26 protein-coding genes are annotated in these 25,168 nt (G+C 68.6%); 10 read left to right on the forward strand and 16 right to left on the reverse strand.

Going from position 1 to position 25,168, the window contains the following annotated elements; genetic code table 11:
• Nucleotides 1-8: 8 nt before the first annotated feature.
• Both ABV408_RS03045 and ABV408_RS03050 read left to right on the forward strand, forming a co-directional pair.
• Nucleotides 9-698 carry a DUF1007 family protein gene (locus ABV408_RS03045; RefSeq protein WP_353981004.1) on the forward strand — a complete coding sequence of 230 codons (690 nt, stop codon included), beginning with the start codon at nucleotides 9-11 and terminating at the stop codon, nucleotides 696-698.
• The gene (locus tag ABV408_RS03050; RefSeq protein ID WP_353981005.1) at nucleotides 686-1,717 is read left to right on the forward strand and encodes a nickel/cobalt transporter; all 1,032 of its coding nucleotides are present in this window, start codon (nucleotides 686-688) and stop codon (nucleotides 1,715-1,717) included. Before ABV408_RS03045 ends, ABV408_RS03050 begins: the two co-directional genes overlap by 13 nt.
• Before the next feature lie 146 nt (nucleotides 1,718-1,863).
• Here the strand turns inward: ABV408_RS03050 and ABV408_RS03055 are convergent, their stop codons facing one another.
• Nucleotides 1,864-2,289: an HIT domain-containing protein gene (locus ABV408_RS03055; protein WP_353981006.1), complete on the reverse strand. Its 426-nt coding sequence runs from the start codon at nucleotides 2,287-2,289 to the stop codon at nucleotides 1,864-1,866.
• A 209-nt stretch (nucleotides 2,290-2,498) separates the two neighbouring features.
• Between ABV408_RS03055 and ABV408_RS03060 the strand changes: the two genes are divergently transcribed.
• From ABV408_RS03060 to ABV408_RS03080, 5 genes are all read left to right on the forward strand, one after another.
• On the forward strand, nucleotides 2,499-2,630 hold the full coding sequence (locus tag ABV408_RS03060; RefSeq protein ID WP_035475804.1) for an entericidin A/B family lipoprotein: 132 nt from the start codon (nucleotides 2,499-2,501) through the stop codon (nucleotides 2,628-2,630).
• A 216-nt stretch (nucleotides 2,631-2,846) separates the two neighbouring features.
• The gene (locus ABV408_RS03065) at nucleotides 2,847-3,653 is read left to right on the forward strand and encodes a formate dehydrogenase accessory sulfurtransferase FdhD (protein WP_353981007.1); all 807 of its coding nucleotides are present in this window, start codon (nucleotides 2,847-2,849) and stop codon (nucleotides 3,651-3,653) included.
• Between the two features lie 377 nt (nucleotides 3,654-4,030).
• On the forward strand, nucleotides 4,031-6,379 hold the full coding sequence (locus ABV408_RS03070; RefSeq protein WP_353981008.1) for an FdhF/YdeP family oxidoreductase: 2,349 nt from the start codon (nucleotides 4,031-4,033) through the stop codon (nucleotides 6,377-6,379).
• Nucleotides 6,372-6,668, forward strand: a complete 297-nt coding sequence (locus tag ABV408_RS03075) for a MarR family transcriptional regulator (protein ID WP_353981009.1) — start codon at nucleotides 6,372-6,374, stop codon at nucleotides 6,666-6,668. The genes ABV408_RS03070 and ABV408_RS03075 overlap by 8 nt, the downstream gene beginning before the upstream one ends.
• A gap of 130 nt (nucleotides 6,669-6,798) precedes the next feature.
• Complete coding sequence (locus ABV408_RS03080; protein WP_353981010.1) at nucleotides 6,799-7,563, forward strand: SDR family oxidoreductase; 765 nt, start codon at nucleotides 6,799-6,801, stop codon at nucleotides 7,561-7,563.
• A gap of 24 nt (nucleotides 7,564-7,587) precedes the next feature.
• On the opposite strand, the gene ABV408_RS03085 is transcribed toward ABV408_RS03080, so the two are convergent.
• From ABV408_RS03085 to ABV408_RS03100, 4 genes are read right to left on the reverse strand one after another with little or no spacing between them, the layout of a single operon-like run.
• Nucleotides 7,588-8,298 (reverse strand): alpha/beta hydrolase, encoded by a 711-nt coding sequence (locus tag ABV408_RS03085; RefSeq protein ID WP_353981011.1) that lies wholly within the window; start codon nucleotides 8,296-8,298, stop codon nucleotides 7,588-7,590.
• Between the two features lie 4 nt (nucleotides 8,299-8,302).
• Nucleotides 8,303-9,607, reverse strand: a complete 1,305-nt coding sequence (locus ABV408_RS03090; RefSeq protein ID WP_353981012.1) for a citrate:proton symporter — start codon at nucleotides 9,605-9,607, stop codon at nucleotides 8,303-8,305.
• A gap of 37 nt (nucleotides 9,608-9,644) precedes the next feature.
• Nucleotides 9,645-9,971 carry a hypothetical protein gene (locus ABV408_RS03095; RefSeq protein ID WP_353981013.1) on the reverse strand — a complete coding sequence of 109 codons (327 nt, stop codon included), beginning with the start codon at nucleotides 9,969-9,971 and terminating at the stop codon, nucleotides 9,645-9,647.
• An 11-nt stretch (nucleotides 9,972-9,982) separates the two neighbouring features.
• Nucleotides 9,983-11,362, reverse strand: coding sequence for an acyclic terpene utilization AtuA family protein (locus tag ABV408_RS03100; protein ID WP_353981014.1), 1,380 nt, complete (start codon nucleotides 11,360-11,362; stop codon nucleotides 9,983-9,985).
• Nucleotides 11,363-11,468: 106 nt separating this feature from the next.
• On the opposite strand from ABV408_RS03100, the gene ABV408_RS03105 reads away from it, so the two are divergent.
• Nucleotides 11,469-12,386: a LysR substrate-binding domain-containing protein gene (locus ABV408_RS03105; protein WP_353981015.1), complete on the forward strand. Its 918-nt coding sequence runs from the start codon at nucleotides 11,469-11,471 to the stop codon at nucleotides 12,384-12,386.
• On the opposite strand, the gene ABV408_RS03110 is transcribed toward ABV408_RS03105, so the two are convergent.
• The 4 genes from ABV408_RS03110 to ABV408_RS03125 are packed head-to-tail and all read right to left on the reverse strand — an operon-like array spanning nucleotide 12,371 to nucleotide 16,338.
• Nucleotides 12,371-13,135: an ABC transporter permease gene (locus ABV408_RS03110; protein WP_353981016.1), complete on the reverse strand. Its 765-nt coding sequence runs from the start codon at nucleotides 13,133-13,135 to the stop codon at nucleotides 12,371-12,373. The genes ABV408_RS03105 and ABV408_RS03110 overlap by 16 nt on opposite strands.
• Complete coding sequence (locus ABV408_RS03115; RefSeq protein WP_353981017.1) at nucleotides 13,132-14,208, reverse strand: ABC transporter ATP-binding protein; 1,077 nt, start codon at nucleotides 14,206-14,208, stop codon at nucleotides 13,132-13,134. The genes ABV408_RS03110 and ABV408_RS03115 overlap by 4 nt, the downstream gene beginning before the upstream one ends.
• Nucleotides 14,209-14,222: 14 nt before the next feature.
• Nucleotides 14,223-15,410 carry an ABC transporter permease gene (locus ABV408_RS03120; RefSeq protein WP_353981018.1) on the reverse strand — a complete coding sequence of 396 codons (1,188 nt, stop codon included), beginning with the start codon at nucleotides 15,408-15,410 and terminating at the stop codon, nucleotides 14,223-14,225.
• A gap of 7 nt (nucleotides 15,411-15,417) precedes the next feature.
• Complete coding sequence (locus ABV408_RS03125; RefSeq protein ID WP_353981019.1) at nucleotides 15,418-16,338, reverse strand: ABC transporter substrate-binding protein; 921 nt, start codon at nucleotides 16,336-16,338, stop codon at nucleotides 15,418-15,420.
• Nucleotides 16,339-16,530: 192 nt separating this feature from the next.
• Between ABV408_RS03125 and ABV408_RS03130 the strand changes: the two genes are divergently transcribed.
• Together ABV408_RS03130 and ABV408_RS03135 are read left to right on the forward strand one after the other, a co-directional pair.
• Complete coding sequence (locus ABV408_RS03130) at nucleotides 16,531-16,869, forward strand: I78 family peptidase inhibitor (protein WP_353981020.1); 339 nt, start codon at nucleotides 16,531-16,533, stop codon at nucleotides 16,867-16,869.
• A 119-nt stretch (nucleotides 16,870-16,988) separates the two neighbouring features.
• Nucleotides 16,989-17,528, forward strand: a complete 540-nt coding sequence (locus ABV408_RS03135; protein ID WP_353981021.1) for a cytochrome b — start codon at nucleotides 16,989-16,991, stop codon at nucleotides 17,526-17,528.
• Nucleotides 17,529-17,653: 125 nt separating this feature from the next.
• Here the strand turns inward: ABV408_RS03135 and ABV408_RS03140 are convergent, their stop codons facing one another.
• The 7 genes from ABV408_RS03140 to ABV408_RS03170 form a co-directional block, all read right to left on the reverse strand.
• The gene (locus tag ABV408_RS03140) at nucleotides 17,654-18,730 is read right to left on the reverse strand and encodes an ion transporter (protein WP_353981022.1); all 1,077 of its coding nucleotides are present in this window, start codon (nucleotides 18,728-18,730) and stop codon (nucleotides 17,654-17,656) included.
• A 31-nt stretch (nucleotides 18,731-18,761) separates the two neighbouring features.
• A complete protein-coding gene (locus tag ABV408_RS03145; protein WP_353982195.1) occupies nucleotides 18,762-19,238 on the reverse strand; it encodes an acyl-CoA thioesterase in 477 nt (158 codons plus the stop codon).
• 142 nt (nucleotides 19,239-19,380) lie between these two features.
• A complete protein-coding gene (locus ABV408_RS03150; RefSeq protein ID WP_353981023.1) occupies nucleotides 19,381-20,694 on the reverse strand; it encodes a short-chain fatty acid transporter in 1,314 nt (437 codons plus the stop codon).
• A 77-nt stretch (nucleotides 20,695-20,771) separates the two neighbouring features.
• Nucleotides 20,772-22,145 carry an MATE family efflux transporter gene (locus ABV408_RS03155; RefSeq protein WP_353981024.1) on the reverse strand — a complete coding sequence of 458 codons (1,374 nt, stop codon included), beginning with the start codon at nucleotides 22,143-22,145 and terminating at the stop codon, nucleotides 20,772-20,774.
• Nucleotides 22,146-22,203: 58 nt separating this feature from the next.
• Nucleotides 22,204-22,485, reverse strand: coding sequence for a YfhL family 4Fe-4S dicluster ferredoxin (locus tag ABV408_RS03160; RefSeq protein WP_405049937.1), 282 nt, complete (start codon nucleotides 22,483-22,485; stop codon nucleotides 22,204-22,206).
• Complete coding sequence (coaD, locus tag ABV408_RS03165) at nucleotides 22,472-22,960, reverse strand: pantetheine-phosphate adenylyltransferase (protein ID WP_106418659.1); 489 nt, start codon at nucleotides 22,958-22,960, stop codon at nucleotides 22,472-22,474. The genes ABV408_RS03160 and coaD overlap by 14 nt, the downstream gene beginning before the upstream one ends.
• A 43-nt stretch (nucleotides 22,961-23,003) precedes the next feature.
• Nucleotides 23,004-24,881 carry a beta-ketoacyl synthase N-terminal-like domain-containing protein gene (locus ABV408_RS03170; RefSeq protein WP_353982197.1) on the reverse strand — a complete coding sequence of 626 codons (1,878 nt, stop codon included), beginning with the start codon at nucleotides 24,879-24,881 and terminating at the stop codon, nucleotides 23,004-23,006.
• Nucleotides 24,882-25,168 lie beyond the last annotated feature (287 nt).

Here is a 25,168-nt window from a genome sequence, read left to right on the forward strand (position 1 = left end):
AGGGTTTCTTGAGTCAGCGCCTGCAACGGGGCTGGTGCCTGAGCCTGGGCATCGGCTTGGGGCTGAGCATGCTGGGCTGGTCGCCGCTGGCTTCGGCTCATCCCCACGGCTGGGTCGATATCAGCGTACGCGGTGAGTTCGATGCCCAGGGGCGGTTGGAGGCGCTGCGTCAGCAGTGGCGCATGGACCCCTTCTATAGCCAGGTGGTGATGGAGGAGCTGGCCAGCGTCGATGACGACAGCAGCATGGCGGTGCGGCTGGATGCCCTGGGCGGCGAGATCCGCAACAATCTCGCCAACCAGCACAACCTGACCTGGATCGATCTCGACGGCCGCGAGCTGGCCCAGGCCGAAGTGGTCGACACCAACACCGAGATCGACGGCGAGCGGCTGGTGTTCGAGTTCGTGCTGCCGCTGGCCCAGCCGGTGGCGCTGGGCGGGCATCTGCTGCGCTACCGCGTCTTCGACCCCACCTACTATATCGAGATGGTCCACGAGGCCAACGCCGACGGTTCCCAGCCGCTGCCCGAAGCGCTCACCCTGGATCGTGCACCGCCCGGTTGCACCACGCGTATCGTCAAGGCCAAGCCCGATCCGCAGAAGGTGATGGAAGCGGCGATGCTCGACAAGAGCGACACCGGCGAGCCCAACCTGGGGCGCTTCTTCGCCGAAACCGGAGAGATTCGATGTCCCGGTTGAGCCCCTGGCGCAGCGTGGCGCTGGCCCTGGGCGGCGTGCTGCTCGCCGCTGGAACGATCTATTGGCTCGGCTGGTGGCAGCAGGCGGCGGTGCAGGTGGTGCTGTGGCAGCGCGACCTCTATCACGCCCTGACCGCGGCGATCACCGCCATCGACCGCGCCCCGGGGCTTACCACCTGGAGCGTGCTGCTCGGCGTCAGCTTCGGCTACGGCGTCTTCCACGCCGCCGGGCCCGGTCACGGCAAGGTGGTGTTGAGTACCTATCTCGCCTCCCAGGGTGGGGCCTGGCGGCGCGCCATCGTGCTCTCCGCGCTCGCCTCGCTGCTGCAGGGGCTGGTGGCGATCGCCCTGGTCGCGGTGCTGGTGTTCGGGCTCGGCTGGCTGACCCGTGAGGCGATGGCCAGCGTCGATCAGGCGGAACTGGCGAGCTTCGTGATGGTGGCGCTGGTCGGGCTGTGGCTGTGCTGGCGCTCGCTGCGCCGGCTGTGGCACTGGCACACCGGCCCTCGGGGGGCGTCCGCTCACGCTCATGGCCACCATGACGCCCATGAACCGGATCATGATCACGCCGCGGGCTGCGGCTGTGGCCATGACCATCACGTCTCACCCCAGCGCGCCCAGACCTGGGGCACGGCGGCGCTGACGGTGCTCTCCATCGGCATTCGCCCCTGCAGCGGCGCGGTGCTGCTGCTGGGCGCCTCGGCGCTGCTGGATCAATTCGGCAAGGGTGTGGTGGCGGTGCTGGCGATGTCGCTGGGCACGGCGCTGACGGTGTCGTCGCTGGCGCTGGCGAGTGTGCTGGCGCGGGAGTGGACCCAGCGGCGTCTGGCGCCGCTCTCCGGGCAGCGGCCGTGGGGCGCCTGGGTCGGCTTGGCCGGTGGCGCGGTGATCCTGGCGCTGGGCCTCTCGCTCACCCTGGCCCAGTGGCAGCAGGGCCCGGCCCCCGGCGCGCCCTTCCTGGGCACGCCGGGGGCGGCCGCGGGCTCGCCGCTGTTGCCGGGGGCACACAGCGCTTCCTGAGAGAGCTTTTACCAAATGCCTGCGCTCGGCAATACGACGTTAAAATCGGCCTCAAAATGCTCATTTACCCCATGTAAACTCCGCTTTTTCGGCCGATTTCGCCTGGTCTTGCCTTCGCTCGCCGAATTTGTAAACACCCTCTGAGTTCAGTCGACGAGGCCGGCTCCGTGCGCCAACTGTTCGAGCTCGCCGCGGCGGCTCTCCAGGGCGGCTTCGGTATAGGCGCGCGACTCGCCCTGACCCCAGACCGGCCCCGGCCAGGCGTCGTCCCCGCGGGTGCGCACGATCACGTGCAGATGCAGCTGCGGCACCATGTTGCCCAGCGTCGCCACATTGAGCTTGTCACCGCCGTAGTGGCGCATCATCGCTTCGCCCAGGCGCGTGCCTTCGTGCCAGAGCCGGGCCTGCGCCTCGCTATCGAGGTGGTAGAGCTCGACCACGTCGGAGCGGCGCGGAATCAGGATCGCCCAGGGGTAGCGGGCGTCGCGGCTCAGCCGCAGCTGGCACAGCGTCAGGTCGATGACGTGCAGGCTGTCCTGTTCGAGGCGCGGGTCGAGGGTGAAGGTCGGCATGTCGGCTCCGGTGGATCGGCGGCAGAAAGCGCCTACTCTACGGGCGGCCACGCAGCGACGTCGAGCGCTGCGGCCACGTCGGGGCGGCGGTGGCGGGTAGACAGCGCGCAGCGTGGGCGCCTCTGCTATGTTGACAGTGGGCCGGCCAGAATCCGGCCTCGGTGGCACCTCGGGCCACTCGCCAACAAACGTTATGGAGGACGACAACGATGAAACGACTGATTGCGCTGTCTCTGCTCGCCCTGCTGGGTGCCGGTATCCTGTCCGGCTGCAACACCGTCAGCGGTGCGGGTCAGGACATCGAAGAGGGTGGCGAAGCGGTACAGGACGCCGCCAACTGAGGTAAGGGGCGTCCGGCGGCGAGCCGCCGGGCGCTCTGGATGTGCGCGAGTCGTCGCCTTTTCCCGCCGGGGTAACGATGCGGTTCGTATAGCGCGCCTTGGGGCTATCCCTCCGGTCGTCTTCTCCGCTACGCTCGATCTCTGCGCCCACCCTCAATCACCCACCGAATTTCGCGCGGTTCGATCCGTGTTTACCGTGGAGAGCTGCGACAGCCGATGACGCCAGATTCACCTCACGCCACGCCCGACGCCGAGCCCTCGCCCGAAGATAGCGCTGCCACCGCCGCCTACCACGACAGCAGCGAGATCGATCTCGGCGCGCTGCCGGGGCCGCAGGAGCGTCCGGTCTCGATTCTCTTCAACGACACCGCCTACGCCACCGTGCTGGCGACACCGGATCAGCTCGAAGCGCTGGCCGTGGGGTTCGCCTTTAGCGAGGGGGTGATCGACCGCTATGCTGATATCGAGTCGCTTGCCTGTGAGAGCAGCCGCCATGGCCATCGCGTGCGCCTGGGCGTGGCGGCGCGGATCGAACGGCGGGCGGCGGGGCAGGCGCGGGCCACCACCACCACCAGCGGCTGCGGCGCCTGCGGCGTGCAGGAAGAGTCGCAATTGCTATTCGGGCTGACACGGCTGGTCGCGGCCGCCCCCCCGGCGCCGGCGGCCCTGCGCAGCGGGCTTGCGGCGCTCCAAGACCGCGCTGAAAGCGGCATGCATTTGGCCCTGAGTTTCGCTGCCGACGGCGAGCTGATCGCCGAGGGGCGCGATATCGGCCGTCACAATGCCCTCGACAAGGTGATCGGTGAGGGGCTGCGCCAGGGCCGTCAGGCCGCCTGGGCGATGACCTCGAGCCGCTGCAGCCTGGAACTGGTGCAGAAGAGTGTCCGCGCGGGCATCGCGACCCTGGCGACGCTCTCCTATCCCTCGCGCCTGGCGGTAGAAGTGGCGCGTGCCTGCAATCTCACCCTGATCAACTGCCATCGTGGCCGTCAGCTCGAACTGTTGAGTCGCGGCGACCGCTGATCCATTCGACCCGTTCGACCCGCTAGTCTGACCCGCTGGCTCCATGCCGATCCACCATGCCGATCCCTCGGCCCGGGCCGCCGCCCTCAAGCGCGCCGCCGCGGGGCCGATAAGCCATGCCTTGACGCCTTAAGTGGTGGCTGTATCGACAGCCACTAGTTAGCGGGCGTACTATGCTTTCGTATTATACTTTGGTATTAACCTTAGGCTTTGGTATTGAGCGATGCCCGGGTGCCGGGCGCGATCCAGTGCCGAACGCCCGCGCGGTCCGACCGCCAGCCGGTCTCGCCCAGCCTCCGAGGCGATCTCCCGTCAGCGCGTGCCGCGCGAGCGCTGATGATCCGGCCGACGCACGCCTTCACGCAGCAAGGAACCCCATGTCCCAGTCTCGCCAAGCCCCAGAGTCTTCGGCCCCCCAAGAGCCGCCGCAGGCGGGCCTTGCCCGCGATCCCAAGGTCTTCTCCTACCGCAACCCGGCCGGCGGCTGGGGCGCGCTCAAGTCGGTGGGCAAGCATCTGTGGCACAGCCGCTCGCCGGCGCTCAACGCGCGCTCGCTGTTCAAGCTCAACCAGCCCGACGGCTTCGACTGCCCCGGCTGCGCCTGGGGTGACCCGGAGCACGGCTCGTCGTTCGAGTTCTGCGAGAACGGGGTCAAGGCGGTGACCTGGGAAGCCACCGCCAAGCGCGTCACGCGCGAGTTCTTCGCCCGCCACAGTGTCAGCGAACTCAAGACCTGGGACGACTACCAGCTCGAGGATCAGGGGCGGCTGGTGGAGCCGATGCGCTACAACGCCGACACCGATCACTACGAGCCGATCGCGTGGGGGGACGCACTCGCACTGGTAGCACAGGAACTCAAGGCGCTGCCGACTCCCGATGACGCCATCTTCTATACCTCGGGCAAGGCCGGCAACGAGTCGGCCTATGTGTTCCAGCTGCTGGCGCGGCGCTTCGGCACCAACAACCTGCCCGATTGCTCCAACATGTGCCACGAGGCCAGCGGCGTTGCGCTCAGCGCGGCCCTGGGCACCGGCAAGGGCAGTGTGCGGCTGGAGGATTTCGAGCGCGCCGAGGCGATCTTCGTGTTCGGCCAGAACCCCGGCACCAACCATCCGCGCATGCTCGGCGTGCTGCGCGAAGCGGCCGAGCGCGGCGCCACCATCGTCTCCTTCAACCCGCTCAAGGAGCGTGGGCTGGAGAAGTTCGCCGATCCGCAGAAGCCGCTGGAGATGCTGCACAACGGTAGCCATCGCATCAGCACCTTCTATTTCCGCCCCAAGCTGGGCGGTGACATGGCCGCCGTGCGCGGCATGGCCAAGGCGCTGTTCGAGCGCGATGCCGCCGGTGAAACGGTGCTCGACCACGCCTTCCTGGCCGCGCACACCGCGCATCTCGAGGCTTACCGGGTACGGGTCGAGGCCACCGAGTGGGCCGAGCTCGAGGCCCAATCGGGGCTGTCTCAGCGTGAAATGCGCGAGGCCGCGGATCTCTACGCCCGCTCGCGTGCCACCATCGCCTGCTGGGCCATGGGCATCACCCAGCACGTGCACTCGGTGGCCACCGTACGCGAGATCGTCAATCTGCTGATGCTGGGCGGCAACCTGGGCAAGCCCGGCGCCGGCACCTCGCCGGTGCGCGGCCACTCCAACGTCCAGGGCGACCGCACCATGGGGATCTTCGAGAAGCCCGCGGAGGAGCTGCTCGACGCGCTGGAGGCCTACTATCAGCGCCCCATGCCGCGCCATCACGGGGTCGACTCGGTGGCCGCGGTCAAGGCGATGCGCGACCAGCCGGGCAAGGTCTTCGTCGGTCTGGCCGGTAACTTCACCCGTGCCATTTCCGACAGCGGCGTCACCGAGCAGGCGATGGCCAACTGCGCGCTGACCGCCTTCATCAGCACCAAGCTCAACCGCAGCCATCTGATCACCGGGCGCGAGGCGCTGATCCTGCCGTGCCTGGGGCGCAGCGAGATCGATCGCAACGCGGCGGGCAAGGCGCAGCTGATCACGGTCGAGGACTCGATGAGCATGGTGCACGGTTCGGCGGGCATCAACCGCCCGGCGGACAAGGCGCTGCGTTCGGAGGTGGCGATCCTCACCGAGATCGCCGAGCGCCTGTTCGGTGACGACGACAGCGTTGAGTGGGCGGCACTGCGCGAGGATTACGACCGCATTCGTGAGCATATCGCCGCGGTGATTCCCGGGTTCGACGACTTCAACACCCGGGTACGCGCGCCGCGCGGCTTCTGGCTGGCCAATCCGGTGGTGCGCCGTGAGTTCCCGACGGCCAGCGGCCAGGCGGAGTTCTCCGACGACGCGCTGCCGGGCGAGGTGATGCACCAGCGGCTCGCCGCCCGGGAGGGCTGGATCACGCTGCAGACGATGCGCTCGCACGACCAGTACAACACCACGGTCTACGGCTACGATGACCGTTACCGCGGTATCGAGAACGGCCGTCGGGTGATCTTTCTCAATCCCGAGGATATCGACCGGCTGGGGTTTGCCGTGGGGCAGTGGGTCGACCTAATCGGCGAGTCGGAGGATGGCGTGACGCGGCGTGCCGATGGCTTCAAGATCGTCGCCTACGATACGCCCGCCGGCTGCGCCGCCGCCTACTACCCGGAAACCAATCCGCTGATCCCGCTCGACCACAAGGGCGAGCAGAGCCACACCCCGGCATCGAAGTCGGTGGCCGTGCGCCTGGCAGCGAGCGCCCGCCTTGCCTGAGCGCGGGCCCTCCGAGCTCGATCCTGCCGCCCTGGCGCGCCGTTTCACGGCGCTCCAGGCGGCGCATCCCGAACTCGACCCGCTGGCGGCGCTGCTACTGGCTGCGCTGCATGACGTCGCCGAGCCGTCGCTCTCCAGCGCGCGGCTGTCACGTCATCTGGGCATCGAGCATGCCCTGGTGCGCCGCGCCGCCGCCGAGCTCGAAGCCGCTGGCTGGATCGCCACCCAGGCCCGCGTTGGCGCCAGCCCGGCACTGGGGCTACGACTGCTCGCCGACGTCGAGGCCTGACCCCCAAACGACCCGCACGCTCCGACGTCGCGACTCCCATCTGGCGCTATCCTGAGCTCTGGGGCCGATGCTTGATGCGCTCGCCCGAGCGCGTCGGCGCCCGCCATTCGCGCTTCATCCGGAGGAACCGATGTCTGAATCACAGCTGCAGGGCCGTATCGCTGTCATCACCGGTGGCGGTGTGGGTATCGGCTACGCCATTGCCCGAGCCCTGGCGGCGGCCGGCGCCCGCGTGGTCGTCACCTATCGCTCCCACCAGCCCGACGCCGCGGCACTCGAGGCGCTCAGCGCCAGCGGCGGCGAGCCGGCACTGGCACGGGCGCTCGACGTCACCGACGAGGCCGCAGTAGCCGAATTCGCCGACTGGCTGCGGGCCGAATGCGGTCGGGTCGATATCCTGATCAACAACGCCGGTGGTCTGGTGCAGCGCTCGAGCATCGAGGAAATGCCCTATACCCTGTGGCGCCAGGTGCAGACGCTCAACGTCGACTCGGTGTTTCTGGTGACCCACTACCTGCTGCCGCTGTTCGGCGCCGAGGGGGGACGCATCATCACGCTGTCGTCGCTGGCCGGGCGCAACGGAGGCCACCCTGGCGCCACCGCCTACGCCACCGCCAAGGCCGCGCTGTTCGGCTTCACCCGCGGGCTGGCCAAGGAGGTCGCCGCACGCGGCATCACCGTCAACGCGCTGGCGCCGGGGTTCATCGAGGCGACCCCGTTCCACGCCACCTTCACCAGCGAAGCGTCCAAGCGCGACACCGTCGCCGGCATTCCTGCCGGGCGCGCCGGCGTGCCCGAAGACGTCGCCTCGGCCGCACTTTGGCTGGCCAGTGATGGTGCCGCCTTCGTCTCGGGGAGCATTGTCGATATCAATGGCGCCCAGTATTTCGGCTAGCCTCCTGATAGACACCACCTGCGTTCACCGACTCTTCGCCTCAAGCCCGATGAGGAAGTCGCCCAGCGCCTGCGATAGCGTTCCCGCACCGTCGAGCATCGGGGTGTGGCCGGCGTTGAGGCGCCGCAGGCGGGCGTCGGCGATGCCGTCTGCCAGCGCCGTGGCGTGCAGCCAGCTGCGCGCCGGGTCGCGCTCGCCATGTACCACCAGGGTGGGGCAGCGAATCTCGCTCAGCCGTGCGCGGAGATCGAGCCGGCGCAGGCTGCACATGGCCCGATAGGCGCGCTCGGGGTCACAGCCGCGGGCGTAGCCGCGCAGGTGCCGGCCATGGCGCGCCAGCGCCGCCTCGCCGACACAGCGGCGCAGGAAGGCCTCGATAAACGCCTCGCCCCACTGCGCGCGCAGCCGCTGGGGTAGCTGCGGGTCGCCGTGGCCGGCGGCGCTGGCGCCGGTGTCGATCAGCACCAACCCGGCCAGACTCTCGCCCAGCGCGGCGGCCAGCTGCAGCGCAATGACGCCACCGGCGGAGTGGCCCACCAGCAGCGCCGATGCACTGCCACCCGCCGGCCAGTGGCGCTGGAGCTGGTCGGAGACCTGGGTCAGGTCGCCATCACCGTGACCGTTGAGCCAGTCGACGCCATGCCAGTGCCAGCCGTCGGGCAGTGCCACCTCGGCGAAGATCGTCGGTGGCAGCAGCGTGCCGGGCAGCGCCACCAGGACGCCGCCCGCGGGCATGACCTCAGCCACCGATGGCGCCGATCGCCCAGGCGAAGGCGAGCAGCACGATGCCGATGCCCCAGGCCCACAGGAAGGTGAACTTGAGGTGCTCGCGCAGTTCCACCTGGGCCAGCCCGATGGCCAGATAGACGCTGGGCACCACCGGGCTGATACTGAAGCCGGTGTTCTCGCCAATCAGCATGGCGCGGGCCACCGCGTCCACCGGCACGCCGGCGGCGGTGGCGATGTCGCGCACGATCGGCATCAGCGCGAAGTAGTAGGCGTCGGGCGAGAACAGCATGCCCAGCGGGACGCCGAAGAAGCCCACTATCAGATGCAGCACCCCGGCCGAGCCCGCCGGCAGCAGCGCGATCAGCGCCGCAGCCATGCCGTCGGACATACCGGCGCCGGCCAGAATCCCGAGCAGAATCCCCGCCGCCAGCATCACCAGCGCCATCTGCAGCGCGTCATTGGCATGGCGTGCGAGCTGGCGCCCCTGTTCGTCCGGGCGCGGATAGTTGAGCAGCAGGGCGATGCCGAGCCCGACCATGAAACTGGCGTAGAGCGGGAAGGCGCCGGTGAACAGGATCAGCAGGATGGTCAGGGTCAGCGCCACATTGGCCCAGTAGCGCCAGTCGCCGAGGGCGAGCGCGGTCTCGCGCGGTGGCAGCAGGTAGGCCGACATGTCGCCGCCGGCGGCGTGGCCCTCGGCGCGCAGCCGGCGCCGGGCGCGTACGCCGAAGACGCAGGCCAGGCCCAGCAGCAGCGCGATCCCCAGCGCCTGTACCGGCACCAGCGGCAGCCACAGCGCGGAGGCATCGACCCCGGCGGTGGCCGCGGCACGCGCGGTGGGGCCACCCCAGGGCACCATGTTGACCACCCCGGCGGTTAGCCCGACCAGGCACAGCAGGATCAGCGGGCTCATCCGCAGGCGCTGATAGAGCGGCAGGAAGGCGGGAATCGTGAGCAGGAATGTGGCCGCGCCGACGCCGTCGAGATGCGCGATGCCGGCCACCAGCACGGTGACGACGGCGACCCGCAGCGGCTCACCCCGGGTGCGCCGGATCAGGAAATTGACCAGCGGATCGAACAGGCCGCGCTCGCGCATGATGCCGAAGTAGAGAATGGCGAAGATGAACAGCGTCGCGGTGGGCGCGACCGCGAGTAGGCCGGACTTGATGAAGCCGCCGGTTTCGGCCGGTGAGAAACCGGCCAGCAGGCAGGCGGCAACCGGCACCAGCGCGAAGGCGACCACCGGGGTCAGCCGCTTGAGCAGTATCAGCGCGATGATGCCCAGCATCATCACGAATCCGAGCGTTGTTATCATAGTGGCTCCGTGTGTTGGCGTGTGTCGAACGGCCCGTTCAGGGCGCGGGCGAGGGCAGGCGCAGCCCCAGCAGCAGATAGCTGAGGCTCTTGCCGTGGCGGTCGAGGGTGGCGCTCTGGTTGACCCCGCCTTCCAGCGCGCCGTCGATGACGAAGTTGATGCCGTGCAGGCCAGGCAGGCAGTGGCGGGTCACCTTGTGCGGGCGGCGATGGGCGAAGCGTTCAGCCACGACCGCTTCGGTCAGAGTGCGTTCCAACCAGGCATAGTGGGCCGGGTCGAACACGAACACCGCCACGTTGAGGGTGTTGCCCTTGTCGCCGGCACGGGCGTGGGCGACATCGGCGAGTAGAATCTCCGGATGCATGCAAGAGCTCCTCAGTGCCAGGTCAGATAGGGGGTGACCCGCGTACGGGGAATGAAGAAGGCCTGCGTGCGCAGCGACTCGCCGAGCTGCCGGCGTACTCCGCCACCGCCCGCCGGGCCGTTGAGATAGAGCGCCTCGACCTCCTGCAGTGCGCGTTCGATCGCCTCCCGATCGCGGTCGACGATCCCCACGCGCAGGCGCACGTCAGCGACCTCGGGGGCCGCCGCCAGCGCCTGATCCAGCCACGCGCCGTCGCCGTCGTTGAACAGGCTGGCGACGCCGATCACGTCGAAGTGCGGGCGTAGCATCGGGGTCTCCTCGGCCAGCCGCTGGCGCAGGATCTCCAGCGCCAGGCGCACCCGGGGCACCGCGCCAGGGCCGGCATAGGAGATACCCGCCTCGCCGAACCACAGCCCGCGCAGGCCGAGATTGCCCTTGAGCGTGGCCGGCGCCGGGTGTCCGGTGATGCCGCACACCGCGATCCGGTCGGGGCCCTGGCGCTCGAGATGGACGCCGGAGAGATCGAGGGTGACGTCCGGGGTCAGGTAGGCCGCCGGGTCGTGGACTTCGTAGAGCAGCTGCTCCTTGACCGTACGCTCACTGACGCCACCGCCGCTGCCGGGCACCTTGGTGATCACCAGGCTGCCGTCGCGGCCGACTTCGGCGATCGGGCAGCCGAGATGGGCGGGGTCGACCACCGGCTTGTGCGCAGGGTCGGCGAAGTAGCCGCCGCTGACCTGGGTGCCGCACTCGAGCAGATGCCCGGCGGCGGTGGCCACCGCCAGCCTGGCCCAGTCGTCCCCGGCCCAGCCATGGGCATGACGCAGCGCCCCCACCACCATCGAGGGGTCGGCGAGGCGTCCGCCGATCACGATATCGGCGCCTTCGGCCAGCGCCTGGGCCACCGCGTCGGCGCCGATATAGACATTGCACGAGACGATCTCGTCACTTGGGCAGTCGGCGGGCAGCCAGTCGGCGTCGGCGGCTTCGCCGACCAGGTCGTCGCCGAGCACGCAGGCAATGCGTGCCGTCAGCCCCTGGGCGTGGAGCTGATCTCGCAGGCGCCGCGCTGCCGCCGTCGGGTTGGCGGCGCCGCCGTTGGTGATGATCGGAATGCCTAGCGCAAGGCAGCGCGCCACCACCGGTTCGAGAAAGGCGAACAGCTGGCTGGCGTAGCCGCGCTCGGGATCGCTCAAACGGCGCAGCTGCGCCTCGGCCAGGGTGCGCTCGGCGAGCAGTTCGAAGAACAGGTAGCGCGGGCCATCACAGGCCGCCAGCGCCTCGACCAGCGCCACCGCGGCGCGCGGGCGATCACCGGCAAAGCCGGCACCGCAGCCGATGTAGGCGCGGCCTGTAGCGGTAGACGGTGAGGGGGAAGGTAAATCGGGCATGGGAGCTTCCTGCTGATAGCGTTGTGCCGACGATGGCCCGACGTGTCTCCATCAGGCAAAACCATATATCTTATGAATTGATAAAAATTCTTGATGCGAGAGCGCCATGTTTCACCAGCGACAGCTGCGTGCCTTCGTGCTGACCGCCGAGCTGGCGAGCTTCACCCGGGCGGCGCAGGCGATTCACCTGACCCAGCCGGCGCTGAGCTACCTGATACGAAAGTTGGAAGGGGAGCTGGGGGTCGAACTGTTCGCGCGCAATACGCGCAAGGTGGTGCTGACCGAAGCCGGCGAGCTCTTCCTGGGACACGCCCGGCGCATTCTCGCCGACATGGCGCTGGCGCTGCAGGATACCCAGAATGTGCGTCAGCTGGCCCAGGGGCACCTGTCACTGGCGGGGCTGCCCTCGGTGGCCTCGTCGCTGCTGCCGCGAACCATCGCTGCCTTTCGCAAGCGCCATCCCGGCGTGACCCTGAGCCTGCGCGATGGCCTCGCCGGCGAGGTCGACGACTGGGTACGTCGCGGCGAGGTGGAGATGGGGCTGGCTTCGCCGCTGGGCCACGACCGCGAGCTCGACTTCGAGCCGTTGTTCCACGATGGCTTGATCCTGATCACCCCGCCGCGGGTGGTGCGGGCCAGCGAGTCGCCGTGGTACGGCCTGGCGGAGATGCCCTACATCGCCATGGCACCGGGATCGAGCGCGCGCCACTTCGCCGAGCTGGCGATGCGCGAGGCCGGCATGACCCGCTCACCGAGCTGGGAACTGAGCTTCATGAGTTCGGCAATCGCCATGGTGCGTGCGGGGCTGGGTTTTGCACTGCTGCCGGCCTCGAGCGTCGCGGTATTCGACCTGAGCGACATGACCCGGCTGCCGGTGGCGCTGCGCGAGCCGCGCGAGATCGGCATTCTGCGGCGCAAGCCGCTGCACGACTCGCCGGCGCTGGCGGCCTTCCTGCGTCAGCTGCGCAAGCAGATCGCTGCCGACCTCGGGGCGGCCGCCGCGCAGGTTCAGCCGAAGGTGTAGCGCCGTTCCAGGCGTTCGAACGCGAGGTCGGTGACGATCGCCAGCAGCCCCACCAGCAGTGCACCCTGGATCACGTAGGCCAGATTGTTGCCCACCAGGCCGGCGATCAGCGGCGTGCCCAGGCTCTTGGCGCCGACGGTGGAGCCGATGGTGGCGGTGCCGATGTTGATGATCACCGACACCCGAATCCCGGCGATGATCACCCGCATCGCCAGCGGCAGCTCCACCCGCCACAGGATCTGCCACGCGCTCATGCCGTTGCCGCGTGCCGCTTCCCGAGTGCTGGCGGGGACCGTGCCGAGCCCGGCGATGGTGTTCTGGATCACTGGCAGCAGGCCGTAGAGCGACAGCGCGATGATCGTCGGGGTAAAGCCGAACCCGGCCAGCGGTACGGCGATGGCGAGCACCGCTGCCGGGGGGAAGGTCTGCCCGATGGCGGCCAGCGACGACACCATGGGCTCGAACTCGCGCCCGGTAGGGCGGGTGACGAAGAGCCCGGCGGCCACGCCGACGCTCACCGAGATCAGCGACGACACCAGCACCAGGCCGATGTGTGCCAGCATCAGGTTGAGAAAGCTGTCGCGGCTGTAGAGCGGCTGGCTGAGATCGGGAAACAGTGCCCGGAACTGCGGCTCCAGCTGGCCCATGCCCAGCGTCAGCCCCACCAGCAGCAGTGTGAGCAGCACCAGCGTGAGGTTGCCGGCGGCGGCGCGACGCAGCCGCCCCCTGCGCGCGGCGGCAACACTCATGATGCGGCCTCGCTGACGGCGCTGTCGCCCTCGATACCCATCACTCCGGGCATGCCCACTTCGGCGATCAGACGTCCGTCGCGGTCCACCACCGGCAGCGCGGTCACCCGGTACCACACCATGCGCGACAGCGCCTCCTTCATGCTCATCTCCGGGGTAGCGATCCACTCGGGCTTGACCCGGGTGATGGCGTCGGCGTCATCCAGCCGCGCGCCGGCCAGGGCGCTGGGGCGGCCCTCGGCGTCGACCAGCCAGGCGTGCTCGTCGAGACGCTCCAGGCCGGTCTCCGGCGCCAGCCGGGCGCGGCGCTGGTACTGGTGCACGAAGCGTCGCGACAGCAGCTTGAGGCCGAGATCGGCCTGGCCGATGAATTCGCGCACGAAGTCATCGGCGGGCTTTACCAGCATCTCGATGGGGCGGTCGTACTGCACCAGGCGGCCGCCGTTGAGCAGGGCAACGCGCGTGGCCAGGGCCAGCGCTTCGTCCATGTCATGGGTGACGAAGACGATGGTCTTGCCGGTCTGGGCGTGGACGCGCTTCATCTCCGCCTGCAGCGTCTCGCGGGTGAGCGGGTCGACCGCGCCGAACGGCTCGTCCATCAGCAGCACCTCGGGGTCGGCGGCGAGCGCCCGCGCCACGCCGACCCGCTGTGCCTGGCCGCCGGAGAGCTGGTGCGGGTACTTGTCGCGGAACTCGGCCGGGTCGAGTTGAAACAGCGTCATCAGCTCGTCGACGCGGTCATCGATGCGCGCCTTGGGCCACTTGAGCAGTTGCGGCACGGTGGCCACATTGCGCGCCACGCTCCAGTGCGGGAACAGCCCGGTGGACTGGATGGCGTAGCCGATCCGCCGCCGCAGCTGCTCAACGGGCAGTTGGGTGACGTCGTCACCGTTGATCAGGATGCGCCCCTCGCTCAGCGGGATCAGGCGGTTGATCATCTTCAGCGTGGTCGACTTGCCGCAGCCCGAGGGCCCGATCAGCACGCCGAATTCGCCGCTCTCGAGCGTCAGCGAGACGTCGTCGACCACCCGCTTGCCGGCGTAGGTCTTGGTCAGCCCTTGCAGTTCGATCATGGGGTTCCCCCGGGTCAACGGGTGCCGGGCGGGCGGCTCGCGGCCACCAGCAGTTGCAGAAGGAAATCGGCGATCACCGCCAGCACGATGGTGGGGATGGCGCCGAGCAGGACCAGGTCGATGGCGTACTGCCCCAGGCCCTGGAAGATGAAGGCGCCGAAGCCGCCGGCGCCGATCAGCGCCGCCACCACGGTGAGCCCGATCGCCTGCACGGTGACGATGCGCAGCCCAGAAAGGATCACCGGCAGCGCCAGCGGCAGCTCCACCCGCCACAGGATCTGGCGCGAGGTCATGCCCATGCCGCGGGCCGCCTCCAGCGTCGTCGCCGGTACCCCGGTGAGGCCGGCGTAAGTGTTGCGCACCACCGGCAGCAGCGAGTAGAGCACCAGCGCGATGATCGCCGGTGCCACCCCGATACCGCTGACCCCCAGCTCGCCCAGCCACGGCACCGCGCGGGCCAGCGCCGCCAGGGGCGCGATCAGCAGCCCGAACACCGCGATCGAGGGCAGCGTCTGGAACACGTTGAGCACGCTGAACAGGCCATCGCGCCAGCGCCGGCTGCGAGCCGCCACGAGCCCCAGCGGCAGCCCCAGCGCCAGCGCCGGTAGCAGCGCCCCGCCGACCAGGGCGAGATGGCGCAGGCCCTGGGCGACGAAGATGTCACGCTGATTGGCGAATTCACGCATCAACGACAGCGGGGCGAGCAGGTCGCTGGCCAGGCAGGCGCCGATCAGGCCCAGCGCCAGCAGCGCGAACAGTGCCCGCGGCAGCAGCGCCAGGCGCAGGCGCTGCAGCGCATCCACGGCGATCAGCGCTGCCGCCAACAGCAGCAGCCAGAAGGCGCCGCCTTGGGAGACCCGGGCGGCGGGGGAGGCTTCGGCTAGGGCGCGCTGGGCATAGTCGCCGAGGGCGAACAGCGCCAGCCCCAGCAACGGCAGCGTCAGCGCCAGCCCCAACCAACAGGTGGTACGCGACGCCAGCCCCCGCGCCAGCGCGGCCAGCAACAGCCCCGCCGCGATCAGGCCCAGTGCACCGAGCTGCCAGCTGGATAGCGCCTGCCACAGCATCACTGGCTGGCCCGAGACCAGCCGGTTGGGCGAGAGCGTCGCGAACGGCAGCAGCGCCACGCCCACGGCCGCGGCCAGCCATAGCGTCAGCAGTACCCGGTTGCCGATCACCCGCGGGGCGTGCTCATGCGGCATGCCGTGGTCAGTCCAGGAGGCCCTGCTGGCTCAGATAGTCGTGCGCTACCTGCTTGGCCGGCAGCCCATCCACCTGGATCTTGCCGTTGAGGCGCTGCAGGGTCTCGCGATCGAGAGATTCGAACACCGGCTCGAGCAGCTCGGCGATCTGCGGATGCGCCTCGAGCACTGCTTCGCGCACCACCGGCGCCGGGGCGTAGACCATCTGCACCCCCTTGGGGTCGTCCATCACCTTGAGCTGGGCGGCGTCGATGGCGCCATCGGTGCCGTAGACCATGGCAGCGTTGGTGCCGCTGGTGCCCTCGGCGGCGGCGCGGATGGTCGCCGCGGTATTGCCGCCGGATAGAACCAGCAGCTGATCTTCGTCGAGGGTGAAGTCATAGGCGCGCTGGAAGCTGGGCAGCGCCGCGTCGCTCTCGACGAACTCCGCCGAGGCGGCCAGCTTGACCTCGCCACCGTTGTCCACCCAGCGCCCGAAGTCGGCCATGCTGCTGAGATCGTTGGCATCGGCGACGTTCTGGCGCACGGCGATCGCCCAGGTGTTGTTGGCGGGGGCCGGGGTCAGCCACGCCAGCTGGTGCTGCTCGAGGTCCATCTTGCGGATCTTGGCGTAGCCCTCGGCAGCGTTCTTCCACGCCGGGTCGTCGGTGGTATCGGTGAAGAAAGCGCCGTTGCCGGTGTACTCGGGGTAGAGGTCGATATCGCCGGAGAGCAGCGCCTGGCGCACGATATTGGTCGGCCCCAGCTGCAGGCGGCTCTCCACCGGCAGGTTGGCGCGCTCGAGCACCTCGACGATCATGTTGCCGAGCAGCGAGCCCTCGGTATCGATCTTGGAGGCGACGCGGATCGGCGCGTCGGCGGCCTGGACGGTACCGATAGCGGCCGTGAGGGTGGCGGCGGCGAGGCCGATGGCGAGTAGCTTGCGCATGATGTCATCCCTGGCTGGGCGGCCGTGGCGGCACGCCGATATTGTCGGCGACGTTGTCGATATCGTTGTCGATGGATGCGGGGCATACCGCTCCATGTATCAGCAGAGTCTAGCGGGCCGACCGCCGAGCGACCAATCGCTGTTCTCCAGCGTCGCAGGTGCTAATCTGGAGCCGACCAAGGAGGCTTTCCCATGTACAAGGAGATGTCGATGAAGATTCCCGCCACCACCCTGCTGCTCGGCAGCCTGTTTCTGGCAGGCTGTAGCACCGCGCCGGCACCGGACGAGGCACCGCCCCCGCCGCCGATGATGGAGCCGCTGCCCGCGGATAGCTGTGGGGCGCAGGCGGTCGGCAGCATGAACGGTCAGATTCTCGACGAGACCACCCGTCGCTGGATCGAGGATCGCTCGCGTGCCGACGAGATCCGCGTGATCCAGCCGGACGAGCAGGTCACCATGGATCATCGCCCCGGGCGGCTGGATATCCGGGTCGACGACCAGCGCCGGATTCTGTCCCTCGCCTGCGGTTGAGGCAGTCGCCCAACCGAGATGTCAGGCGGTATCGGCGCTCGTGGACGAGCGGCAGCGCGCGTTCTGGCGTATGATCCGCGCCTTCACGAGACGAGATAACCCGACAAGGAACCTTCGCCATGCTGCAGGACTCCCCCCAGGTATATGGCTCGGCGACCCGCTTTCTGCACTGGGCCGTGGCCGCGCTGGTGATCGTTCAGCTCACCGGCGTGTTCCTGCACGAAGTGTGGGACGGCAACGCCTTCAGTCAGCTGATCCTGCCCTGGCACACCAGCATCGGTGTCAGCGTGCTCGCACTGATGGCGATCCGCACGCTGTGGGCGCTGTCCCAGCTCGGCCATCGCCCGTTGCATGAAGGCAGCCTGCAGCGGCTGGCGGTATGGGCGCACGTGCTGATGTATGCGCTGCTGATCATGATGCCGCTCTCCGGCGTGCTCATGACCTGGGGCTCCGGTTACGGCGTACACGCCTTCGGCAGCGTGCTGGTGCCTGGCGCCGACGTGCCCTGGGCGGCGTCGCTGGGCATGGTCCACGAGCCGATCGCCTGGTTGATCACGCTGATGATCCTGGGGCATGTGGCGATGGCGATGCATCACCATTTCGGGCGTCGCGACGATACCCTGAAGCGCATGGTCGGGCGCCCCGGCGGCCCGCAATAAGCCGCTTCATCTGCCAATAGCCTGACTCTTCCGCTGCTGTCGAAGGCGCTGCGTGCGCCCTCGACGGCGGCCCTTCGCCCCCTCTCCCGTGGTAGCGATCTTGCCGACCTGGGCTGGTGGCGTACCTAGCGCTGCTCGCCGGCAGCCTGGCGTGCGGCGTCGCGCTCGCGGATGGTGCGCTCCGGGTCCATCTCGAGTTTCCAGCGCTGCACCGCGACCTGCTGCTTGAGCAGCTCGAGCACGTCGATCAGCACCTGCTGGGTGACCTGATCGGTGGTCTTGTCGACGCGTAGCCAGGCGTCGATACCGCTGCCGACCAGATCGGCCAGCAGCGAGTGGAAGTGCGGCGAGCGCAGGCCGTCGATCGCCTCGTGGACTACCCGGTTGGCGATATCGTCGAGGCTGCGTTCGAGCCCCTCGGCCACGGCATCGCCCATGGGCAGACGCTTGAGCCGACGCAGTTCGGCATTCTCTTCCAGGGTGCGCGCGACCAGCGCCGAGACGTAGCGGTGGACCTGACGATGGTTCTCGGCGTAGCTCTTGTCGATGGTACGCTCCAGGCGTGCCGCTATCTCGCTCACCAGGGCCGCCTTGCGTGGCTGGATCACCTCCTCGGAGACGCGCCGGGTGAGGTGTTCGCTCTGGGCGATCTCGTGCTGGATATCCCCCAGCAACTTGATCGCCACGCGGTCGGAGAGCTCCTCCATCACCACCCCATAGTAGGTGCGATAGAAGCGGTAGAGCGGCCAGCGGGTCACGTCGACCACCCCCAGCCGCTGTAGCCGGATCAGCAGCGAGACCACGCGCAGCACGCGCAGCAGGCGGAAACCGGCGAGCGGGATACAGCCGAGCACGTCGTACCAGTGCACGAAGGGGTAGAAGAACCAGCGTGCGTAGCGCCGCTGGGCGATGGCGATGGCCCAGCCCAGCAGCACGTCGAGGATGAAAATCGCCACGAAGCACAGATCGATACGGAAGAAGTGCTCGCGCACATTGACCTGATAGGCGTGGTGGAGCCCCGGGGCCAGCGCTTCGAAGGCTTCGTTGAGCGGCGGGATCAGATAGAGACTATCGAATAGCAAAAGGGCCAGGTTGATCGCCACCAGCACCACCACGGCGATGTCCCAGGCCAGCAGCAGGCGTTCGCTGAAGCGGCTGATCGGGCGCTTGGTGGGTGCGGCGTGGGGCGCGCTTGCGGGCATCGGACTTCCTTGTCGGTGCCGCCGTCGGGGCTCACACGTCGTGGTGGCCCTGGCGGTAGGCGGTCATGGCGTTGCGCTCTTCTTCGGCTTCCTGCTTGCGCAGCTTCTTGCGCATCGCGGCCTTCTCGAAGCGTAGCTTCTGCAACGGGGTCTTCAACGCCAGCGGTGGCACCTCGACCGGATGCCCCGCGCTGTCCACCGCCACCATGGTCAGGTAGCAGCTATTGGTGTGGCGGATCACGCGCTCCTGAATCGATTCGGCCAGCACCTTGATGCCGATCTCCATCGACGAGCGGCCGACATGGTTGACCATGGCGAGAAAGGTGACCAGCTCGCCGACATGGATCGGCTGCTTGAACAGCACCTGATCCACCGACAGCGTCACCACGTAGCTACCGGAGTAGCGGCTGGCGCAGGCGTAGGCGACTTCGTCGAGCTTCTTGAGGATCGCCCCGCCATGCACCTTGCCACTGAAGTTGGCCATGTCGGGGGTCATCAGCACGGTCATCGACAGCTCGTGCTGTCGCGGAAAATCGTCGGGCGTCACGGTGTCCTCGGCGTTGTCTGACCCAGTATTGTCGTGGGCCAGATGTACCACAGATCGGGCGTGACTGCCCGTACTGCCGAGCGCAGTCCTTTTCGAACGGGGTCTAGAAGAAGGTCAGACCCAACCCGATGATCACCCCGGTCACCACCAGCTGGATCAGGCAGAAGCCCATGATGTCCTTGGCGTTGAGCCCGGCGATGGCGAGCACCGGCAGGGCCCAGAACGGCTGCAGCAGGTTGGTCCAGGCGTCGCCCCAGGCCACGCCCATCGCCACCCGCGCCACGTCGGCGCCCAGCGCCTGGGCCGCGGGCAGCATCACTGGCGCCTGCACCGCCCACTGGCCACCGCCGGAGGGCACGAACAGGTTGACCACGCCGGCGCTGATGAACGACCAGAAGGGCAGGGTGTCGGCGCTGGCGATGGCGACGAACAGCTCGGAGAGCGACTGCGCCAGCCCCGAGCCCATCATGATGCCCATGATGCCGGCATAGAAGGGGAACTGGATGACGATGCCGGCACCGCCCTTGATCGCCTCCTGGAGACTCATCAGCAGGCTGCGCGGGGTGCGGTGCAGCACGATCGCCAGCGACAGGAACAGGAAATTGACGCTGTTGAGGTTGAGCCCGCCGCCGGCGAAGACGAAGTAGTGGAAGAGGTAGGCCAGCCCCGGAATACCCACCAGCCACGACAGCAAAGTGCTGTTCTCGAGCCGGTCGGCAGGGCGCGTGGTGTCCGTCGGCCGCGCGCTGTCGGGCTCGGCGAGCTGGGACGGCTCGACATAGACGCTCTCTTGCTCGTCCGGCAGCATCCAGCGGTTGATCAGCGGCATGACCACGAACAGGATCCCGACGATCAGCAGGTTGTAGAGCGAGAAGATCGTCTGCGAGGTGGGGATGATACCGATCTGGGCCTCGCTGAAGTGGCCCGGGGTGGCGATGGTGAGCGGAATCGAGCCCGCCAGGCCGCCGTGCCAGACGACGAAGCCGGAGTAGGCGCTGGCGATCAGCAGGCGGTAGTCGACCCGTATCCGGCGCGCCAGCGCCTTGGCGAACAGCGCCCCGATCACCAGCCCGAAGCCCCAGTTGATCCAGCTCGCGGCAAGCGACACCAGGGTCACCAGCACGATCGCACCGCCGGGGGAGCGGGCCAGGCCGGCGAGGGCGTCGAGCAGGCGCTTGACCGGTGGTGAGCTCGCCAGCATGAAGCCGGTGACCAGCACCAGCAGCATCTGCATCGAGAACGCCAGCAGCCCCCAGAAGCCGTCGCCCCAGTAGCGCATCACCGCCAGCGGTGACTGCTGCTCGAACAGCATCGCCGCCAGCGCGGCGACCAGCGTCAGCAGCAGTACGAAGATATAGGGATCGGGCAGGTAGCGCTCGACCAGTTTGACCGCGGGGCGGGAGAGTTTCTGCAGCATGGTGGCGGGGCTCGCTGTTGTTTTAAGCGCAGCCTAGCGCATTCTCCCTGTCGCGATTAGTCAACCTTGGTCGACGGCTAGCTGACTGATTCCTCGGCACTTTCTGCGCTCTTGGGATTTCCGGCGACGGCGCACCAGCGTGTGCGCCGGTAGTGCACATAGCAGGCGCCGAGGGTGGCCGAGCGCACCAGCGTGAACACCAGGAACGCAAACCACAGGCCATGGTTGCCGAAGCCCTGGGTCAGCCACCACGTCGGCAGGTAGACGGCCAGTCCCAGCCATACCGAGTTGCGCATGGCACGGCTCTCGGTGGCGCCGATGAAGACCCCGTCGAGCAGATAGCTCCACACCGCCAGCAACGGCATGGCGATCATCCACGGCAGGAAGTCGCTGGCGGTGGCGCGTACCTCCGGCAGGTCGGTGAGCTGCGCGACCAGCCAGTCGCCGCCGAGGGCGAACAGCGCCATCGCCGCCCCCGCCACCAGCAGCGAGAGCTTGCCCGCGGCGCGCACTGCGTCGCCGAAGTCATCCCAGGCGCGCCGGCCCACCGAGCGGCCGGTGAGTGCCTCGGCGGCGTTGGCGAAGCCGTCCAGGGCGAAGGAGGTGAGCATGATGAACTGCAACAGCACCGCGTTCGCCGCCAGGGTGGTATCGCCGAAGTTGGCCCCCTGAGCGGTGAAGAACGCCTGCGCGAACAACAGCCCCAGGGTGCGCACGAAGAGGTGCTGGTTGACCCGGATCAGCGCGGCGTAGTGTGCCCACACCCGCAGCGCCTGGCGCGACAGCGAGCCGCCGAGCTGGCGGCAGTGCACCGCGACCCGCCACAGGCCGAACGCCAGGGCGGCGTAGTCGGCGAGCAGCGAGGCCCAGGCGACGCCATCGCTGGCCAGCCCGAAGCCGACCACGAACAGCAGATCGAGCACGATGTTGACGCCGTTGGTCAGCAGCAGTATCGCCAGAGTGATACGCGTCTTCTGCTGGCCGATGAACCAGCCCAGGATGGCGTAGTTGGCGAGCACCGCCGGGGCCGAGAAGATGCGGATATGGGCGTAGTCGGCGGCCAGCTGCATGGCCGCCTCGCTGCCGTCGAGCAGCCACAGCCCGCCGGCGATCAGCGGACGCGAGAAGAGGATCAGCGCCACCCCGATCACCGTCGCCATCACCAGCGACTGGGCCAGCAGCAGACGCACGTCGCTGTCGTTCTCGCGGCCCACCGCCTGCGAGGTCAGGCCGGTGGTACCCATGCGCAGGAAGCCGAAGCCCCAGTAGAGGAAACTGAACAGCGTGGCGCCGAGGGTCACCGCGGCGAGATAGCGCGAATCCGGCAGATGGCCGACCACGGCGGTATCTACCAGCCCCAGCAGGGGCACGGTGATATTGGAGAGAATGATCGGCCACGCCAGCGTCCAGACGTGACGGGTGGAGTAGCGGGGGGTGTCCTGGCTGGCCACGGTATTCCTTACAGGCGGGGAAGACGAGTGCGCTGGTGCAGCAGCCACCGCGACCCGCTCAGGCGGCGGTGATGATCTCGTACTTCTCCATCAACTGCTCACGCGTCTCCGGGCGCTCGGGGTCGAGTGGAATGCAGTCGACCGGGCACACCTGCTGGCACTGGGGCTCGTCGAAGTGGCCGACGCACTCGGTGCAGCGCGCGGGGTCGATGACGTATATCTCTTCGCCGGGCGAGATGGCGTCGTTGGGACACTCCGGCTCGCAGACGTCACAGTTGATGCATTCGTCGGTGATCATCAGGGCCATGTGGCTCTCCTCGCGGCGCTCAGGCGCCGTCAGTCGCGAAGCGCCGGCGGAGTGCGTCGACCACGCACGGCGATACGTGTTGGGAAACGTCCCCGCCGAGGCGCGCGATCTCGCGTACCAGGGTCGAGGAGAGATAGGAGTTCTGGATCTCCGGGGTCAGAAACAGCGTCTCCACGTCCGGCGACTGGGCACGGTTCATGTTGGCCAGCTGCAGCTCGTACTCGAAATCCGTGGCGCCGCGCACCCCGCGCAGCAGAATGCGCGCGTCGAGCCGGGCCAGCAGCTCGGTGAGCAGGCCATCGAAACCCACCACCTCGACATTGGGCCAGTCCGCGGCCACCTCACGCGCCAGCGCCTCGCGCTCGGCCAGCGCCAGCGCCGGCTGCTTGCGCGGGCTGGCGGCGACCGCGATCACCACCTTGTCGAAGATCCGCGCGGCGCGCTGGATCAGATCACGATGGCCGTTGGTGATGGGGTCGAAGGTGCCGGGATAGACCACGGTGTTCATGCGCTCACTCTCCTGGCGGTTGCCGCCTTATCGCTCGCTTGCGTCACTCGAGCGAGCCGAAGGGGTTGTCGGCCTTGAGCGATACCGGCTGGGCATAGCCGGGGATGTGGATGGCCTCGGCCCCCACTTCCAGCTCGGGGCCCTCGAGCACGCCCTCGCCGAAGCGATAGATCACCTCGAAGCGGCCGCTGTCGGCGGCTTCGCGATACTGCTCCGAGGCGGCCAGCGCCTGCTCGCGGCGCCCGCGCCAGGCGTCCACTGCGCGCTGGCCGTGACGCTTGACCAGCAGACGCTCGGTCACTGCCGGCGAGAGTAGCAGTCCGGTGGCATTGTTGCCGCCGAAACCCTTGGCGTTGATGAAGCTGGCGTCGGCCTCGAACGCCAGCGGCTCGCGGAAGAAGCGCAGGCGCTCGGCGAAGACGTCGTCGGCCACCGCATCCAGGGTCGGAATACCCGGGATGTAGCCGTGGGCGAACGTCCCCAGAGCACTGGCGATCTGGTCCCCCGCGGCGCTGCCCTGGGAGTGGCCGATGAACGCCTTTATCGCCGCCACCGGCCAGTTCTCGATGCCGTTGGCGCGCGCCACCTGGTCGAAGATGTGCGACTCGGTGGTGCGGTTCTTGGGTGTGCTGGTGCCGTGGGCGTGCAGATAGGTGCGCTGGCGCACGCTGTCGTCGCCGAGAATCGAGCGCGCCAGGGCGACCGACTTGCCCAGGGTGATGTAGTTGCCGATGCCCGGGGCCGAGATCGAACGCTTCCAGCCGTCGGCATTGACGTGGACTTCCGGCACCGCGCCGAGGATCTGGGCGCCGGTCTCCAGCGCCAGCGAGTCGTCCATCAGCAGCACGAACTGCGACGCCTCGGCGATGGTGAAGCCGCAGTTGCGCGCGAACGGCCGGCAGGCGCGCTGGTAGTCGGCGTCGGTGAGCAGCTCCAGCGCATCCAGCGCCATCAGGCTCTGGTCGTCGGCCAGCGCGCTCATGGCGCGGAAGCCCTCGATGATCTCGGGGGTCACCGGGGCGTCGCTGGTGCCGACCATCACCATGCGGCGGCGGCCCTGGCGGATATCCTCGACCCCGAGACGCAGGTTATAGAGGAAGGTCGCGCAGGCGCCCTGGATCGCACCGGTGGCGCCCACGCTACCGAGCACGTAGGCGTTGAGGAAGTCGGCCGGCATCTGGCCGTAGCCCAGCGGCATCTGCTTCGAGGTGGTACGGCTGCCGGTGACGAAGCTCTTGAGCATGCCGCCCCAGCCGGCGTCGTCGAGCTGGCCGATGGAGTTGCCGGCGTAGACCGCGATGGCATCGGGGTCGAGCTGGCCGCGCACGCGCTCCCAGTCGAGACCGCTCTGGCCGAGACAGTCGCTGACGCCGAAGATCGCCATCGACAGCCCGCGCGGATGGTGCACGCTGCGATAGAAGGTATCCGGGGCAAAGCCCAGCGGTAGCTGGCCGGCGGCGCGCACGGCGGCCTGGCGGCGCTCCGGCAGCAGCGCCTGCAGCGCCCCCGCGGGCACCGCGACCTCGACCGTGTGACGGTCGATCTCGCGCACTTCCCAGCCCGCCGGCAGCGGCTGCGGTAGCTGCCGGCGCGAGGTGGTGAAGCGCACCGGCTCGGCGAAGGTCATCGCCAGTTCGCGGTTGCCGGGGATACCCGCGGCGCCGAAGGCATCGTCCTCGATGCGGCGGATCAGGGTGTGGGCGAGGATGTGCTCGCGATAGCGGGCGACGATCTGGGAGGCGTCGAGGGCTTCACCCTCGGCGCTCTCCCAGCCGCCGTCCGCGCTGCGGGTGACCAGGCGCATGAGTGCGGCCAGGGCCACCAGGGTCTGGGTCTGTGCCGTCTCTGGCAGGGCTTCGAGAATCGTGCGGCGGTAGGCGTGGTGCCCGGAGGTCCTTCCCGCGGCATTGACGCCGCCCATGCCGACGATCACCGGTAAATGTGACAAGCCACGTCCCTCGTGAGCGTTGGGGGCAATCGGGCTCTTCGAGACAGGGAGTGACGCAGCGACGAGAAAGGGCGTCTCCCGACAGGGCGCGTGCCGATTGCGGGAATCGACGAAACACGGTGAACCGCGCCTGCCTTCGAAGGGCGTATTGCCAAGATTGGCTGAATGTGGGCTGGGATGATACACCCGCGCGTGCGTGTCGTCATGCCGCGCCGCGGCCACCACGGTGAGGGGGCGGTTAGCGTGGCGAGATCGCAGGC

This window comes from Salinicola endophyticus (genome assembly GCF_040536835.1).
Lineage (GTDB): Bacteria > Pseudomonadota > Gammaproteobacteria > Pseudomonadales > Halomonadaceae > Salinicola > Salinicola endophyticus_A.